The 16,985-nt window shown below is 42.0% G+C and carries 15 protein-coding genes; all 15 read right to left on the bottom strand.

Annotated elements, in window-relative coordinates; translation table 11 throughout:
- Nucleotides 1-59: 59 nt before the first annotated feature.
- The gene (locus G613_RS0109335; RefSeq protein WP_029232410.1) at nt 60-623 is read right to left on the bottom strand and encodes a hypothetical protein; all 564 of its coding nucleotides are present in this window, start codon (nt 621-623) and stop codon (nt 60-62) included.
- A 314-nt stretch (nt 624-937) separates the two neighbouring features.
- Entirely contained in the window at nt 938-3,577 is a 2,640-nt protein-coding gene (locus G613_RS19865) for a flagellin N-terminal helical domain-containing protein (RefSeq protein WP_029232411.1), read from the bottom strand.
- Nucleotides 3,578-3,687: 110 nt separating this feature from the next.
- Complete coding sequence (locus G613_RS0109345) at nt 3,688-4,632, bottom strand: hypothetical protein (RefSeq protein WP_051151058.1); 945 nt, start codon at nt 4,630-4,632, stop codon at nt 3,688-3,690.
- 347 nt (nt 4,633-4,979) lie between these two features.
- On the bottom strand, nt 4,980-5,759 hold the full coding sequence (locus G613_RS0109350) for a tetratricopeptide repeat protein (protein ID WP_029232413.1): 780 nt from the start codon (nt 5,757-5,759) through the stop codon (nt 4,980-4,982).
- 88 nt (nt 5,760-5,847) lie between these two features.
- The gene (locus G613_RS0109355) at nt 5,848-6,807 is read right to left on the bottom strand and encodes a vWA domain-containing protein (protein WP_029232414.1); all 960 of its coding nucleotides are present in this window, start codon (nt 6,805-6,807) and stop codon (nt 5,848-5,850) included.
- Complete coding sequence (locus tag G613_RS0109360) at nt 6,804-7,916, bottom strand: hypothetical protein (RefSeq protein WP_029232415.1); 1,113 nt, start codon at nt 7,914-7,916, stop codon at nt 6,804-6,806. The genes G613_RS0109355 and G613_RS0109360 overlap by 4 nt, the downstream gene beginning before the upstream one ends.
- Entirely contained in the window at nt 7,907-8,356 is a 450-nt protein-coding gene (locus G613_RS0109365; protein WP_029232416.1) for a hypothetical protein, read from the bottom strand. The genes G613_RS0109360 and G613_RS0109365 overlap by 10 nt, the downstream gene beginning before the upstream one ends.
- Before the next feature lie 7 nt (nt 8,357-8,363).
- Nucleotides 8,364-9,263, bottom strand: a complete 900-nt coding sequence (locus G613_RS0109370) for a DUF58 domain-containing protein (RefSeq protein ID WP_029232417.1) — start codon at nt 9,261-9,263, stop codon at nt 8,364-8,366.
- Nucleotides 9,264-9,280: 17 nt separating this feature from the next.
- Nucleotides 9,281-10,318: an AAA family ATPase gene (locus G613_RS0109375; protein ID WP_029232418.1), complete on the bottom strand. Its 1,038-nt coding sequence runs from the start codon at nt 10,316-10,318 to the stop codon at nt 9,281-9,283.
- A gap of 150 nt (nt 10,319-10,468) precedes the next feature.
- Nucleotides 10,469-11,332 (bottom strand): methylenetetrahydrofolate reductase [NAD(P)H], encoded by an 864-nt coding sequence (gene metF / locus G613_RS0109380; RefSeq protein WP_029232419.1) that lies wholly within the window; start codon nt 11,330-11,332, stop codon nt 10,469-10,471.
- Between the two features lie 184 nt (nt 11,333-11,516).
- Complete coding sequence (gene purB, locus G613_RS0109385; protein WP_029232420.1) at nt 11,517-12,950, bottom strand: adenylosuccinate lyase; 1,434 nt, start codon at nt 12,948-12,950, stop codon at nt 11,517-11,519.
- Between the two features lie 32 nt (nt 12,951-12,982).
- Nucleotides 12,983-14,059 (bottom strand): AAA family ATPase, encoded by a 1,077-nt coding sequence (locus G613_RS0109390; protein WP_029232421.1) that lies wholly within the window; start codon nt 14,057-14,059, stop codon nt 12,983-12,985.
- A 22-nt stretch (nt 14,060-14,081) separates the two neighbouring features.
- Nucleotides 14,082-15,641: a vWA domain-containing protein gene (locus G613_RS0109395; protein WP_029232422.1), complete on the bottom strand. Its 1,560-nt coding sequence runs from the start codon at nt 15,639-15,641 to the stop codon at nt 14,082-14,084.
- 36 nt (nt 15,642-15,677) lie between these two features.
- Entirely contained in the window at nt 15,678-16,655 is a 978-nt protein-coding gene (locus tag G613_RS0109400) for a leucine-rich repeat protein (RefSeq protein WP_029232423.1), read from the bottom strand.
- A 1-nt stretch (nt 16,656) separates the two neighbouring features.
- On the bottom strand, nt 16,657-16,959 hold the full coding sequence (locus tag G613_RS0109405; protein ID WP_029232424.1) for a hypothetical protein: 303 nt from the start codon (nt 16,957-16,959) through the stop codon (nt 16,657-16,659).
- Nucleotides 16,960-16,985: the final 26 nt, after the last annotated feature.

Genomic DNA, 16,985 nt, shown 5'->3' on the forward strand with positions numbered 1-16,985 from the left:
AATATTCCCTCCTTGGTTTTCAGTTTGTTACAAATAATCATATTTAATTATTTAATATCTTAATTTAGGACATTGAGTTTAATAATAAATCCAGCCTGACTGACTACTTCTTGTGTTGTTTCATCTCTGATTATAGTGTACATTACTTTTGCTCTGTGATTTCCCGCCGGAAGTTCTTTATCCAACTTTATATTTGTCAGATTTGTTCCTACAGGCAGAACCGGAGATGAATACAATAGTTCGCCGGTGTCCTCTAGATATACATCAAAGTAGAGTGGAAACTGATTATTCTCACTATTGCCTACATACGCATCCCTTGATTCAGACTTCCCATCGTCAAAGGTCCATGTCATAGACATCTGGCATTCGAACATTCCCTCTGCTACTTCCTTGCGCATCTCTTCCATTACTTTGTCTGCGCTTTCCTCATCAAGTATAACCCTGGCGGATTCTTCGACCTGTCTTGTCGCCACAGAAGCTCTGGCTGCCGAATCATCATTGCCGCTGTTTCCATTGCGTCCCAGCAAAAACGCTATAACAGCAACTAATACTATAACTATAATAAATAATAGTATCAAAATAATGATTAGCCCCTTATTACTCTTCTGATTTGAATCAGACATTGGTCTTCATTCCTCCTAAATTAAGGTATCCTCACATATTGGTTAGTAGTTTCATGTTTTTCCATTTGCTTATCTTGTCCACCTTTATGGCGGAAGATCTCCCACCTCCCTTTTTAAACAATTATCTTTAGGCCGTTTTGTACTCTTACTAATATTCTGATACATTGGCATCACCTCTCTCTTGACTATCACAGTGATGTGCTATCAACGGTCGTTTACTATGTGTTATATCGGATTATCTGTCTCATTAGTTTAGCATTTTGGTTTATTATTGCTATTAACATAAAATAAAAAATAGTAAAGTTTTCATAAATCTACTGTAATAGATTCATAACGCCTTGCGTCGTCTGGTTTGCCTGTGCAAGAATCATCTGTCCAGCCTGTGCAATTATCTGGGCATTGCTATAGTAAGACAATTCGTGAGCCATCTCAGTGTCACGAATTCTACTTTCAGAAGCCTGAGTATTCTCAACCGTATTATCTGTATATCTCGCTGCATGCTCAAGCCTGTTCTGATATGATCCAAAAGTACTTCTTTCTTCAGCAATAATATTAAGTGACTCTTTTGCCAGAGTTATTGTAGATAAACTTCTAGCTTTTGTGGTGCAATCTGCTCCGGAAATACCCGCTATGGAAAGATTGAGAGGGCTCCACTCCATATTTATCTCATGCTGATCCTCAACATCAGGCGCACACTGAATAATGCAGTGCTTCTTGGGAGGGTTTACTGTTATGCTGAGAAAATCCGGCTCTGACAACGTTCCAACAGGCTGATTTGGTGTAAAATTCCTATATGCTGCTCCCGATGACTTAGTAGTAATGCTCGAAGAACCCGTTGATCCTGATATCATGTTGTATAATTCTTGATATGTTATTCTGTGCGTAAACTTAAATGCATAGTCGCTTGAATTATCTCCGTCTTTAACAAACTCACCACTCGTAGTATAGCTATTACTGCCATTACTAATCACATTGCTACCGGTACTGGTTGTCTCAGCAGAATAGCGTTCAGCCTGTGTATTATATCTTCTTCCAACTTCAAATTCGCTATATGTTTTCTCGGTAAAATCACCATCTACCAATCCAGCTGAATCCAAATCCGTTATTTCTAACATGTTACTATAATAGTTGTATTTTTCATTTCCTGTATATGATGTAGTATCTGTTCTTGACACATTGAAAGATATCTCATTACCTTCAATGGAATCCATCACTGCACTGCCAAGCTGGCCTGAATACTCAAGCTTACATTTTTCTTCCCAATGATATGTTTTGTACCTTGCATAGTTCCAGTTCTGATCATGTTGAGTTTCGGTAACCTTATAATACTTATAGGTTCCATCTCCTTGATCAACTTTGTAGAGTCGCTCAACATCTGTAGTATTATCCGTAGAACCGGTAACCACCCTTCCTGTTTCCGGATCATCGTACTCATTCTGTCTGGCATCACCTACGATAATTTTCTTCCATGTCACATTTCCGCCAAGTGCTGTAGAGCCGCTACTCTGGCTACTATCAAAATTTCTGCCATAGGAATTCTGAAGTGCAAATGCGTCATCATTGTTGCCGTCGATTCTTTTATCAGATATGGTCAAAGCTGAATTGCTTGATGTTGTGCTGGTTGGACAGACAATACTTCCTGTAATTGCAGTTCCATCAAGAATGTTTATTACCTCCGGCTTACTTGCCGCATCTGCAAGTTTGAAATAATACTGAATCGGTACACCTGAATCAGGGCTTACATAATGATATGTTGAATTATTGTCAAAACTAATCTGGCTACTATCGTTGTTATCTACATCTTCACCCCAGTCAACTATAGGATTGCCGCTGTAACTAATATTATTCCAGGCTGTTCTTGAAGTTGTAGTGGAATTTGAGCCATCCGCTTCAGTCTTGGTAATTGCAAGGCCGTCTGATGTGGCTGAAATGTAGTATTTATCGTTAATATCATCTTTATTGGAATTTGTAACCGCTACGCGGGTTGTACTATTCCCAACAATAGGAGCTATAGCTCTTCCTGTTGCTCCTGAAACACCAATATCCCAAGTTGCGGCGGAGGTAAAGCTATCACCATTTATTCCATTTTTAATATCATTAATGCCATGGCCTTCTTCAACATCAAAGGAGATTTTCATTCCTCTATGGGTAAATGCTACATTTCTTGCAGCATTATCAGTACTAGATATTCCTAGTTCTGCCCATGTCGCAGCCAAAACATTATTAACGTAAATACCTGTATCGTCCGCGTTCCAGTTGTATTCTCTTTTAACTTCTGCAAGGGATTGACCCTTTTTAAGCTTTAATTTTACCTCTTCTCCACTTTCGTAGTTTAGTTTAAAGGTAACTTCCTGATCTTCCGTTGCAATACCATTTGCATCCAGTTTCATGCTTTGCCCCTGGCTTGCAGGAATGTTTCTAAGCTCTTCAATACTATATCTAATATTATTAAACTCCAAACCACCTATAACTCCACTACTTGAATAAAAGAGCTGGATGTCATAAGGCTCAGGATCCGGTTCAACCTCCAGCATATATGGAACATGAAAAATTGGGATCTCGTTGTATGTTGCAGTGTCAAATATACGACTCATTTCAGTCTTGATAGCTTGAACTTCATCATTAATGAAGCTCCTATCACTACTGGTCAGGGTATCGTTAGCACCCTTAACAGCCAGCTCATTGATACGCTGGATCATGTCATGAACTTCGGCAAGATAACCGTCTGCAACCTGGCATAGACTTATGCCTTCCTGAATATTGCGTGAGCCTTGAGAAAGGCCACGAATTTCTCTGCGCATTTTCTCACTGATGGCCAGACCTGCTGCGTCATCAGCTGCGCGATTTATACGATAACCGGAAGAAAGTTTCTCCGCGGATTTAGCTTTATTATTAGTAACAATATTTAACTCGCGGCTTCCTGTCATTGCCGCTATATTATGCTGTATTACCATATCATTCTCCCAGACATCCGTTTCTTGGATACGAATTGATAGTTGTTGACATTACATGGTTTCAAGATATGTATCGGCATAATTGAGTTATTTCTATATGGAAAAAAATCTTAATTCTTATTGTTCTCCAACTCTTTGATTTTGGCTTGAAGTTCCGCAATTGTAGCGTCTTTGGTTGCAATAGTGGCATCTTTGTCTGCAATAGTTGCATCTTTGCTAGCAATGACTGCATCTTTCTCCTCAATAATGGGTGTCAGCTCATCTCTGACTTCTTCTCTTCCTTCACTACGCCCTTGCTCAAATGATTCTTCCTTGATGGCTTTCATATGACCAGCTTTATTATATTCATACAAACTATACATAATGACCGCCTTTCTCTCTTTTATCAAGAAATCTTTAAGGATATCATGATCAATGCAATAATCAATGGCTCTTTGAACTGCCTGAGTAAGAGACAGTGTCTGAGAGTATTCCCTGACTTTAGCCACATACAATGAGTATTCGTTGAGTTTCTGACAGCTATGCATCAGGTCGTTGTTCATACCGTGATTGATATTGAGCACCTTTACGGTAAGTTCGAGATCCGGAGAATCAGAGCAACTCTCATAGAGTTCTGACAGACGGTATGTCATTTCCTCTGGCATCTCATCTGTACCATTGTAGAATACTACGAAATGTGGCTCAGGAATGCTAATTCGGCTATCTCCATAGATCTTGTCCTCATCAATTAGCTGTGAATACAAGCTGCTAACATAGAAGAGACACCTAAGTGGTATGTTAGGGCACTTCGTAGATTGATGCTCATAAATATTAAGGTGGGTGTCAATGATAAATGACAGGTCATTGTGCATCCCCATAAATATGGCATTGTCCAAAGTGTTGACGATAAGTTCATCCGGATTGTTATAATGCGAATGGTTAATTGCATTATATAGATCCAGAAGCGCTTTCCTATCCTCCTTAAACAGGAGCCTAAACACAGTATCCTTGTACTTCCTGTTAGCCCATGGCCATCTTAGTTTCTTAAATACTAATTTTCTTCTCTTGATTCCCAATTATTCACATCCTTTCCGCACTAATGCAGAAAAGACGTACTTCTAGACTACATTAATACTATCATATTTTTTATTATTTGTTGGGAAAATATGACTACTGACTGTAATCACATTTACGCAGTGACTATATGCTGCGTTAACCGATTGCTCCGACTGGAGCAGTACGACCTACAGACTATCATTTAGGAAAAGAAATGTAAATATAATGAGTTCAACATTAAGAAAATCTTAAAAAGTTTGCTATTTTACATTTGTTGATAAACATTATTTTCCATAGCACATGCCTAAAAGTTCAAATAAAAAAACTTCCGAGTAATTACATGTAGTAACCACCCGGAAGTTCATATTCACCATGGCTTATAGCTTCCACCGCCGCCTACTTCGTTGCCGTTTTCATCGTTGCCATAATTGCCGTATTTATCAAGGAAGTCCTGATCTTTTTGGCGCTCTTCCATGGCATTCTTTTTATTCTTGTCCAGTTTATCTTTCTGGCGTTTTTCCTTTTCGGAGTTATTCTTGGACTGGTCAGAGCCGTCAGAATTCTGGCCTTTATTATCGTCCTTTTGCTGGGCGTTTTCGTCATCATCCTGGGATTGGTCGCCATTCTTGTTTTGGAGCTGTTCCAGCATACGGTCAATGTCCTCTTTGAGCTGCTGGGCATCATCATCTCTGTGACCCACACCGTTATCTGTAGCCCAGTTGTTCTCAAGAAGAATGTCCCTGGCCTTGATGAGAATAAGCTGCGCTGTATCAAGGGCCTCCTGGGTTGTGAGAGCATCAAAATCGATGCTGTAGCACATGGCAAGAGCAAGGTTGATTCGAATGTCGCACTCTTTTTTCCCTACAGGATAGCGCTCAAGGGCCTTATTGTAGTATCCGATTGCACTGTTATAATCCTTTCTTTCGAAGGCAACATTTCCGAGATTATAATAAGGAAGATATCCTTCAGGCACATTACCCACCAAAAGAGATTCCTCTTTCTGGGTCTGATAATCTCCCTTGTTATAAGCCTTAACAAAGGAGTGATTAACCAGTATTCGCGTGGTCAAAATCCCTGCAAGTACTGCAAGAACAACTGCCAGCACTATTAATCCATATATCTTAATTGGAATTTTCTTGAAGTCCATACTTATGTCCTTTCAATTCTATCTCAGATAACATATCTTGTAATTCCTTCATATCATATTTACCTGATAGATATGATCCTGATTAAGTTCACAGCCTTCCCTTCCTGATAAACACCGCAGTCTCGAGGATCAGCATAGCTGCCAGAACAGCCGCATAGTAATAGTAGGTATCCACATACCTTTCTGCGCCGTCTGCCTGCTCAACCACGGTGGCGCTCTGCTCTTTTATCATCTCGATGAGGCCTGTAAGGGCTGTGTTGCCCCCATTCATGTTCATGTACTGAACGCCCATTTCATTAGCAATTCGCTTCAAATTCTCCTCATCGATCCTGGAGATGGCGTCATCGTGAGTATCATAGTCGTAGACATAGCTATGATATTCCTTCATCTTGCCGCCGGCTTCAGAGCCGTAGCCAAGAACCGCGCCTGCATCGATGTACTGGGCAAACTCCTCATAGGAGCCCTCCAGACTGTCGTTAGTTACTTCTCCATCGCTTAGGAAAAAAACTATGGTCTTCCGGTTCTCTTTTTTATTGGAGGATAGAAGTAGCGCCTCCATGTCCTTGTATGGGGTTGCAAGGTTAGATCCGGAAGAATAGTAGGTCTCCGGAGTTGCCATTACATCCACCATATCTGAGATGTACTTAAGGTCCTGAGTAAAAGGAGACAGAACGTGGGCGGTGTCATCAAAGGTCACAAGTCCAAAGTTACTGCCTGCAAGCTCTGACAGGATGAAGTTTACGTCCTGCTTAACACCCTCCATTCTCTCCTCACGTCCGTTGTAATCCAGGGCCCACATACTGAGGGTTCCGTCGATTACAAATAGAACATCAAGGTTCTTGGTGGCAAACTCGTAGTCCGTTCTGATGGTCACAGGTCTAAGGCCTATTATGAGAACCAGCAGATAAATAACTGCCATTCTACCTATGGAGCCTGCTTTTTCTATTAAACTAGTCTTATTCCTGGCTATGATAAATACTGTCAGCACCATAAAGATGGCAAAAACCAGCAGCATCAGGCCAGGTGGTAAAATAGGTCTCATCTTCATTTCTGTAACACCAATCCTGCCGCACAGGTAAATGCGAGGCAAATAAATAATGCTATAAAGGGAGTCTGCGGCATATCCTGAGTTTCTCTGGTCATTACCATGTTGACCAGCATAACCTCCTGCCTCTGAATATCCTGAACAATTGCAGAAACCGGAAGGTCATCAGTTCTCACATACAAAAGCCCTCCTGTTTTATTAGCTGCTTTCTCCAGTTGGTTCATGCAGGTATCGTAGTCGTAGTGCTCCGGATCATAGAAAACTTCCCTGGCAGGGAAAATAGCAAACAATGTAACATTCTTGTTCTTGCAGTAGGTAGACGCCTCATCCAGATTCATGATCTGACCTGCGAAGGCATTGAGCTCGTTGTCCGTGCTCATGATAATGACTCTGGTGCGCTCTGCATCTTCTATATAAGGAAAAGAGTAAAGCGCTGTTCCAAGACCTTCTCCTATCAGCGAAGATCCTCGGTTATTGTTATTAAGCAGCGTTCCCGCATCATAGTACTCAAGTTTTTCCCTGAGTTCATCATGCCACTTCTGCACATTGTCAGGATATAAGTAATATTCATAGCCATACACATCGTAAATCTGTGTATACAGCTCTTTTTGCATAACGAAGTAATCATACAGATCATCAAGCTTCTGGGCCACGTAGTCATAGTCATCTGTAAGAGGCACGTAGGTAACAGTTGATGTGTTAAAGATATTGATTCCAATCCTGTCCCCTGCAAGGCCCTTTACAACGCCCTTGAGGTAATCCGTAAGTTCTGCATTAAGATCGTACAGTGAGTATGAAACGTCCATGCAGATGATGATATCTCTTTTCTTGACCCCAGTATAAACATCCTGGTTCTTGTATGGTCTTGCTACCAGCACCAATGAAGCCAGAAGGCTACCGATCATGCCTATGGCCAGGATGCCTCGCAGTATATTGAACCTTATATTGAGGCTCTTATATAGTTTTGTTGATTTCAGAAGGGATGTGTTCGAAACCTTGGTGCCAGAAACGTACTTTTCTTTGCCACCAAGCTTAAAGAATAACGAAACAGCTATCACGAAGACAGCTCCTACAATCCCAACGAAAATCGCCCATTTATTCATCAGCTCCATGCTCTAACCACCCCTAAAGCTTTATTACATGAGCTCATAAAGTCCTTGTCTCTTGCTCTCTCATCCTCGGCAAACTCAGGAACATAGTACTCCTCCATAAGTCTGTCCAGCTGTCTTATACCAAAGGCCTTGATCTCGCTCTTAGTAAAGTTCTCAACATTAAGCCCTGTTGCGTCATGAACAAATCCTCTGATCAGAAGGCTTAGCTTCTGATAAGCAGCTCTTTTGTCAATCTGACTATTGGCATAAGTGGCTGCCAGGCGCTCCATCTGAGCAGTGTAATCATTTTTGATCTCAAAAAGCTTTTTAGCCGGCGGAATGTGAAGTGCCGGATTTTTCTTTTTAAAGAAGCCCTCGATCTTAAAGAGCTTTTTGGCCACATAAAGAGCAGTAACAATAGCCCCAGCCAGCATAGCAATTGCAATTAAAACCACCCACAAATAAAACTCAAAGGGCGCTTGTAATGAAACCGTAGTAACCATGTCTGTACCTTTCAAGTAAATCTATAGTTGCATCAATTATCTGGCCTTCCGTGCTGATGCAGGTAAGTCCCACCTTGTTCTGCTTGCATAGCTCCGACGCCTTTTCAAGAATCTCTTTGCGGATTCTGATTTCTTCCTCATGGAGCTTCTTGTTATGGGAAAAGAAAAATCTCTCATAGAGGGACATATCTGTATCGTAGGCTATATCGCTTGTCAGCATGGAATCTTCTATATTGATGATCATAAGGTCGTGATCAGCGGTAATACCGCGGAGCATGTTTCCGTCAAGTCTGTTAAGGCCGTCCATGTCAGTAATAAGAAAGATGATCATTCTCTTATTGACTGTGCTCATGATTTCATTTAACACGTCATAAACTGTTGTCTGATGCTCCAGAGTAATCTTTTGTTCCAGATCATATATAAGCTTTTCCATATGCTCAGGGCCTGACCTGAAAAGACTGATCCTTGACTTATTTCCATCAGGATAAGCCAGGGCGTAGTCCGCACCGTTTCTGCCTGTAATATATGCAATTGTTCCAAAAGTCATAAGGGCCAGTTCTCTCTTGGCATCTCCGCCCTTGGAATCTCCAAGCATCTTGGTACCACAGTCGCAGACAAACATTACATTGTGACGCCTGTCTGTCATGTATCTGCGGACGAGAATATCACCCATTCTGGAGGAGGATTTCCAGTCTATATCGTGAACATCATCACCAAAGGAATAGAGCTTAAGATCATCAAACTCCATGCTGCGGCCACGATGAATTGAATGGAAGTCTCCATCAAGAATATTTGAGGTTTTGCGGTTTGTATAAAGAGATACGGCTCGCCTTATCCTTGATAAATACTCGTAATCTAACTGCATAGTATTCGATTTCCTCCTCAAGGAGTCTTAACTGAACCCACAATACCATCGATAACCTGTTCAATAGAGACATTATCCGCAACTGCTGAATAGTTAAGGCCTATTCTGTGTCGAAGAACCTGATGGCTAACTGCCTTAACATCGTCAGGAATAACATAGGTTCTGCCCTGAATAAGAGCTACAGCCTTGGCCATCTTGAGGAATGCAATTGAAGCACGAGGGCTACAACCGATTCTCACATATTTACCAACTTCACATCCCTGGATCTGGTTAGCTCTTCTGGATGCTACTACTATGCTTGAGATGTACCACTTGATTGATTCGTCAACGTACACCTTCTCGCAGATATCCTGAACCTTATCAACATCTTTGATGGTAAGGACAGGTGGAGTTGTGGCATTTATTGCACCGCTCTCCATTCTGTTAAGGATCTCAACTTCTTCTGAAGCGAGTGGGTATGTAATTACCTCTTTTATCAGGAATCTGTCTGTCTGAGCCTCGGAAAGAGGATATGTTCCCTCCTGCTCTATAGGGTTCTGAGTAGCGATGACAGTAAAGATATCCTCTGGCATTCTATAGGTTGTTCCGCCGATAGTAACCTGCTTCTCCTGCATGGCTTCCAGCATGGCTGACTGGGTCTTGGCACTTGAACGGTTAACCTCATCCAGCAGCACAAAGTTTGCAAATACAGGACCAAGGATTGTCTCAAACTTGCCATTTGCCTGATTATAAATCTGGGTACCGATAATATCTCCAGGAAGCAGATCCGGTGTGCACTGAATACGGGCAAACTTACCGTCAACAGCATCTGAAATAGCCTTGGCAGCTGTAGTCTTGGCAAGTCCCGGAACCGACTCAATAAGGATATGTCCGTCAGCAATAATAGCTCCGATAAGTGAGAACTTGAGCTGCTGCTGACCAACCACCTTGGCATCATAGTAATCGGAAAGCTTTTTGATTACTTCCTGCGCATACTGGTATTCTTCCTCTGAAATCTGAATTTGAGCATTTGGAATAGGCTGCCCCTGCATTTGATTATTTAACTGATCGTTCATTTTGCATCCCCTACTTTTTTCTATTCTTTATACTAATAACAATTATAGTCTTCATATTGTTACAATACAGAACTTTTATTCATATAATGCAAATCTGCTACCCCTTTTCTGATTTGGTTAAAAAAGAGTAACAGATTTCAATTCAAATTATTATCTTATGATCGTAGCCAGGTTTCTCATGATTCCTGCTGCAATATCAGGCTTATTCATAGAATAAACATGGATGTGGTTTACACCGTTTGAAATCAGATCGATGATCTGGTCGCTGGCGTAGATGATTCCGGCTTCCTTCATCTTCTCAGGGTCATCTGCGAATCTGTCCACCATAACCTTCATCTTCTGAGGAATTGTTGATCCGGACAAAGCTACGCTTCTTGCCACCTGCTTGGCATTGGTAATAGGCATGATTCCGGGAAGAACAGGAACCTCGATGCCCTTTTCTCTTATGCGATACAGGAACTGATACAGAGTTGAGTTGTCAAAAAACATCTGTGTTGTAAGGAAGTCACAGCCTGCATTGACCTTGCCCTTAAGGTGCTCAATATCCTCTGACTGTCTTGCACACTCAACGTGTCCCTCAGGATAGCATGCTCCACCAATGCAAATACTTGGGTCTAATGACTTAATGTCATAGATAAGCTCTGTTGCATGGTCATAGTCATAGCAAACACGGCCTTCCTTGGGAATGTCTCCGCGAAGAGCCATGATGTTTTCTATACCGTTATCCTTGTAGGCTTTGATCATCTCTTTTACATAATCCTTGGTTGAGGATACGCAGGTAAGATGAGCAAGGACAGGAGTATTGTATTTATTCTGCAGGTCAGCAGCGATGTTAACAGTATTCTTACTGGTTCCGCCGCCTGCTCCGTAGGTTACGCTCATGAAGTCAGGTTTAAGAGCTGCAATCTCAGCTGCTGCCTTCTCCACTGCCTCATAGCCGGCATCTGTCTTGGGTGGAAATACCTCAAATGAAAGAGTTACCTCTTTATCTCTTAAAATATCTTTTATTTTCATATACTATCTCCTATATATGTGTAAGATATACGGATTGCTTCACTTTGTTCTCGCAATCCTACGACCATTCGGAAATCGATCCGCTCAATCTTCGCGTATCTTTTTTCCTCATGTTCGTTCGGTCTTCAAGGTCATGTAATGCATTGTGCAAGCACAGCATTACATGACTTTGAATCCCTTTATCTTACACATTTATCTCAGCCTTAACCCCAAGGTCATCCTTATTAGCATCAAGAATTGGCTGCACTACTTCTGAGAGGAACTTCTCAACCTGATGAACACTGCAGCCCACATACTTGTTAGGATCCATGGCAGCCTTAAGGTCATCCAAAGAAAGATGGAATGCTGGGTCTGCTGCAATGAGCTCAAGAAGGTTGTTATCCTTACCCTCTACCTTAACATTCTTGCCGGCTTCCATGGAAAGCTCACGGATTCTCTCGTGAAGCTCCTGTCTGTCTCCGCCTGCCTTAACAGCATCCATCATGATATTCTCTGTTGCCATGAATGGAAGCTCAGACATAAGGCGTTTCTCGATAACCTTAGGATATACTACAAGGCCGTCTACAACATTGAGGCACAGATCAAGGACACCGTCTGTAGCAAGGAATCCTTCCGGAATAGAAAGTCTCTTATTAGCTGAATCATCAAGGGTTCTCTCAAACCACTGTGAAACCTCTGTAATAGCAGGGTTAAGTGTATCAACGATCACATATCTGGAAAGTGAGCAGATTCTCTCACTTCTCATAGGATTTCTCTTGTAAGCCATAGCTGATGAACCAATCTGGCTCTTTTCAAATGGCTCCTCAACCTCTTTAAGGTGCTGAAGAAGTCTGATGTCCTGTGCCATCTTGGTAGCTGATGAGCAGATACCTGCAAGAACATTAATAACCTTCATATCAATCTTACGGCTGTAGGTCTGGCCTGAAACTGCCATGCAGCCCTTAAAGCCCATCTTCTCAGCAAGCATTGGATCAAGCTTATCAACCTTACTAAGGTCTCCGTCAAAGAGTTCCAGGAAAGAAGCCTGTGTTCCTGTTGTTCCCTTTGAGCCAAGAAGCTTCATATTATCAAGAACGTAGTCAAGGTCCTCAAGATCGATTGTGAAATCCTGAAGCCACAGGCAAGCTCTTTTGCCAACTGTTGTAGGCTGTGCAGGCTGGAAATGTGTGAATCCAAGGGTAGCCTGAGCCTTATATTTATCTGCAAATTTAGAAAGCTCTGCAATAACATTAACGAGCTTTTTACGAACAAGTTTAAGAGCCTCAGTCATTACAATAATATCTGTATTATCGCCAACATAGCAGCTTGTAGCGCCAAGATGGATAATTCCCTTAGCCTTAGGACACTGCTGACCGTATGCGTATACATGGCTCATTACATCATGACGAACCTCTTTTTCCCTAGCGATGGCAACTTCATAGTTGATGTCATCCTTGTGGGCCTTTAACTCATCAATCTGCTCCTGAGTGATATTAAGACCAAGCTCATGCTCAATCTCTGCCAGGGCAATCCACAGTCTTCTCCAGGTTCTGAACTTCATATCCTGGGAAAAGATATACTGCATCTCCTTGCTGGCATAACGCTCTGACAATGGGCTACTGTAACGATCTGTACTCATAAAACTCCTCCTAAATATAAAATCTTTATCTATTATAAACCAAGGGCTCTTTCATGTCTCTCAAGAAATTCATCAATTTTCGCATCATCACACTGGGTAAAGGCGCTCTTTATGACCGGCCTGTTCAGTTCCATGAGCTGCTTGATTCCCATTATAGTGTATTCAGCTGACTTAAAGCGGAAAAGAGATCCAATTATCTTAGACAAAATCTCTTTCTGTCCTGCATCAAGTTCCTCAAAGGACTGCTTATTTCTAACAAAATTCACCTTATCCATCAGAGAATTGACCAGGGTAGAAACCATTTCCGGCTTTTCATCTATGTCTTTTCCCGCAAGAAACTCTTCTACAGAAACAAGACCGGAATGGTTCTTGACGTATCTGATGAACTGAGTTCCTTCGCTCTCGCCTACGTTACCGATGATCTTATGGCAAACAACAGGATTGTTAAGATTATCATCAATCTTGAGGATATCGCTTACTCTCTCCCAGGAACGAGGTGTTGCAAATACCATTTCATCTGAAGACTCGCTTTGGTTATGAAGTGCTGCGGGCTTAAATGAAAGATAATCTACTATATAATTATGAATTCCAAATGGAATGGCAAAATCGTATTTCCAGCTGTTGAAGTCAACATCAATGTAGTGAATCTCAAATCTGTCTGCAAGAGGTCCTGCAAGTCTGATGTAAACGCCGTCATCATCTTCTCTGTTACCAAGAGCTACAACTACGCATCCGTCAGGAAGTGTGTATTGTCCAACCCTCCTATCAAGAATCAGCTGATATGCAGCTACCTGTACGCGCTTAGGACATGATGTGATCTCATCCAAAAGAAGTATCGTATACTTACCATCTCTTTCCTCATCGGGAAGGATTTCCGGGGAGAGCCACTTTGTCTTGGTTCTGTCCTCGTTAGGATAGATAAGACCTCCGATCTCCACCTCAGACATCTGGGCAAGTCTTATATCTATAACCTTGTAGCCATATTTTTTACCGATCTGTCTGATGATCTGGCTCTTACCAACACCGGGAGCACCAAGTCCCAGTATTGAATGCTTGATGCCATGCTCTATGTTAAACTCAACGCAGGCCTGAAAATCTTTAAGTGTCATAATCTTTATCCTTCAATCTTTTTTATTTCTGTTTTTTGTCGCACCCAAGGAACGCCACTTTGCCTATCTTCTTGCAATCTTCCATATTTTGCTCACCATTCTCGGTCAGGACCACAATGGTATTTCTTCGAAGGCTCTTTTTAATATATTCTTCCTTGGGATTGCCGTAATAACCATCTGTCAGAATCAGCATTATCTCCGGTTTGATGTTTTCTTTTTTCATAAACTCAAAGACGCAGTTAACGTCTGTTCCGCCCGAGCCCTTAGGTTTGATGTTATCTATCTCTTTGTAGCTTTGTATATTTCTGTAAACTGCATCAACCTGAGTGTTCCAAAAGGCCACATGCATAGTTCCGGAAAACTCCTTGAGGATTCTGTATAGCTGAGTCAGGAACTCTCCCATCTGATCAGGGGTGATAGAGCCTGAGTCATCAATAAAGGCCCAGATTTCCCCCAGTTCGCTATTTCGCTCTCCTGGGCCCGGAAGGATAAGGTCCATATGAATATACTTTCTCTCAGGGGTAAAATAGGAATACTCTCCGTATTCGCCATCCTCCAGATAGTCCTGAAGCAGTACCTTCCAGGGAATTTTCTTACTGTCTTTTCGTACCAGTAGTTCCTCAGGAATCCAGACATCGCCGGTTCCTGTGCCGGCGTGCTTACCTCCTGACTCCATTAAAAGATTCTTAATCGCTGCTTCAATTTCTTTTTTATCAGCTTCGGAAAGACCTGCAGTGATGACCATATCTTCCGGAAGCTTCATGATCATGGTCTTGGTGTTGGTTCCGTAAGTCTTATATGTATACCTGGCAATGCCATTCTTATTGTCCTTGTTCTGTTCAAGGAGCTCATTGTACAGGGTCTCTACGCTGTGCCTGTTCATGACATATGACGGAAGCACCAGTGCACTGGAGGGCTGCTCAATTTCCACTCCTCCTTGCTTGAAGCTTCGTGTCAGCGTGTTGAGCATATGGTTAACAACAAAGTCCCCGGCCACATTCCAGAGTCTTGGATTTCTGTCTCCGACTCTTGTAGGATGGCATAGCAGCGCATGCATCACCTCATGCATCAGAACATAGCAGTACTGCGCCTTAGGCATAGAGGCAAAAAAGTTTGGATTATACCTAATATACCTTCCGTTGGTGCAGGCTGTAGGAACTGTCTCATCCTCTACTATTTCAAGTTTCATGACAATATCGCCATAGAATGGGAACTTCCTAAGAAGCTGCATTTTAAAGGCAAAAATATTGTCAGCGATCATCTGCTTCTGAATATCAGAAGTAATCATCGGTTTCGGAGGCTCAGGTACGGAAATAGGCTCATCGGTATTTGAATGTGTTCTGTTAAAAGATGTTGGCCTTCTCTGTAAGTTCACCGGAGCCGGAGCCTTGTTCTTGTTAGCCGGAGGAAGTGCCTTGAAGGATATGGTATTAAGCTTTTCTATTTCCCCCGGTCTTCTGTCAATGAGTTTTATATAGGCATGCTTAATAACGCCGATGACCGAATCACCATTGCGAAGAGCAATAATAACAATCACGGCGAAAACACCATATAAAAACATTCCAAACCAAAATAAATCCATTTAAAAACTTAACTCCCAATCCAACAAAACAAATATTTAAATCATATTAAGGAATCTGCTTTTTCTACGGAGCCTTGCAGCTAAAAGTGACCCGCTGACAAGTTCTCCCCTTTCATCATAAAAGTTATCCGTAGGAAGACTTATATATGGGCAGCTTGGATTGGAGGTGTAGTAACAGTAGCTCTTTGTAAAATAAGAAACTCCGTTATCCACGACTCTCTGAACTGAAATCCAGTATGCCTTGCAGACTTTAAGCTCTATCATAAGCTCATAAAAGCCATCACTACTATCCACATTGCGCTCATCAAAATATGGAACCAGAACAAGTCCTGTCTTGAGGTCCTCTCCCTTTCTCTGAGCATTATCACTGACCTTTTCAGCCTCACTGTCCACAGGATTAAAGTAGGAGCCCTCCAAGGTTCCCCTTATTTTATCTATCAGATCATCGGCCTCGGTAATTCCGGACTCTCCGCCAATGAGATTGTAAGAAAAAGCCTTGGATTCAGGCATAATAAATATTCGCCTTACATCTCTGTTAATCTTGGCGATGGGCTTAATCAGTCCAAAGTTCTTTTTATAAAGACCCACATTGAAAGCTGACAGCGAAGAAATATCACTTGGGATACCGTCAATTATTCTGTTTCCGTTATTGTCAGCATAGCTGGCAGCAAGAATTGAATTGTATCTGTTCGCATCGAGCCTGAGCCTGAACCTGAAGGTATCAAGGAAAACGTCCCCTTCAAAGGAGCTGGAATCTATCTCCTTGAGTGACTGAGGAAGTACCAGTTTTCGAAGGCCATACATGTCTCCCAAGCCTTTTTTCCCAATGGTCTCAATTCCCTCTGACACCTCTATCTTGCTGATATTAGACCTGTTGTTGATTGCCCCCGCGCCTATAGTCCTGATCTTATTTCCATCTATCTGGCCCGGAACCACAATTTCTGATTCATGTCCCTTGTACAAAAGAATCGTATCGTCCAAAACAAGGAAGCCACTTCGTTCACCACTAAACATATCAGCACCTTCCCTGATTTCTCGCCTGTTCTTCGGCATATTCTCTGCGCTTTCCGCGCTGGATGGCATCGTTCATGTCATCAATGGTAAGACTCCTGCCATAGCCGGCGTTTTTGAGGCTGTCATGGAGCTGTCCCATTTCAGGACCATATTTGATAAAAGTCCTAACCTTATCAACCAAAGGCTTTTGTATTCCGCTTCTGTCCAGTATCTGGCAAAGCTGCTCCATAGCAAGCTGCGCGCCCTCAGTGTTATTATTTTGTATCAGTTCATCCAGGAACACTATTAATTCGTCTTCATTCATAAATCTAACCTATTATAAATACTGGT

This window comes from Butyrivibrio sp. VCB2006 (genome assembly GCF_000420945.1).
Taxonomy (GTDB): Bacteria; Bacillota; Clostridia; order Lachnospirales; family Lachnospiraceae; genus Butyrivibrio.

Excerpts from the sequence above, each read along its gene's own strand:
- G613_RS0109335 (WP_029232410.1), bottom strand. The coding sequence starts at position 623 with ATGTCTGATTCAAATCAGAAGAGTAATAAGGGGCTAATCATTATTTTG.
- G613_RS19865 (WP_029232411.1), bottom strand. The coding sequence starts at position 3,577 with ATGGTAATACAGCATAATATAGCGGCAATGACAGGAAGCCGCGAGTTA.
- G613_RS0109350 (WP_029232413.1), bottom strand. The coding sequence starts at position 5,759 with ATGGACTTCAAGAAAATTCCAATTAAGATATATGGATTAATAGTGCTG.
- G613_RS0109355 (WP_029232414.1), bottom strand. The coding sequence starts at position 6,807 with ATGAAGATGAGACCTATTTTACCACCTGGCCTGATGCTGCTGGTTTTT.
- G613_RS0109360 (WP_029232415.1), bottom strand. The coding sequence starts at position 7,916 with ATGGAGCTGATGAATAAATGGGCGATTTTCGTTGGGATTGTAGGAGCT.
- G613_RS0109370 (WP_029232417.1), bottom strand. The coding sequence starts at position 9,263 with ATGCAGTTAGATTACGAGTATTTATCAAGGATAAGGCGAGCCGTATCT.
- G613_RS0109375 (WP_029232418.1), bottom strand. The coding sequence starts at position 10,318 with ATGAACGATCAGTTAAATAATCAAATGCAGGGGCAGCCTATTCCAAAT.
- metF (WP_029232419.1), bottom strand. The coding sequence starts at position 11,332 with ATGAAAATAAAAGATATTTTAAGAGATAAAGAGGTAACTCTTTCATTT.
- purB (WP_029232420.1), bottom strand. The coding sequence starts at position 12,950 with ATGAGTACAGATCGTTACAGTAGCCCATTGTCAGAGCGTTATGCCAGC.
- G613_RS0109390 (WP_029232421.1), bottom strand. The coding sequence starts at position 14,059 with ATGACACTTAAAGATTTTCAGGCCTGCGTTGAGTTTAACATAGAGCAT.
- G613_RS0109395 (WP_029232422.1), bottom strand. The coding sequence starts at position 15,641 with ATGGATTTATTTTGGTTTGGAATGTTTTTATATGGTGTTTTCGCCGTG.
- G613_RS0109400 (WP_029232423.1), bottom strand. The coding sequence starts at position 16,655 with ATGTTTAGTGGTGAACGAAGTGGCTTCCTTGTTTTGGACGATACGATT.
- G613_RS0109405 (WP_029232424.1), bottom strand. The coding sequence starts at position 16,959 with ATGAATGAAGACGAATTAATAGTGTTCCTGGATGAACTGATACAAAAT.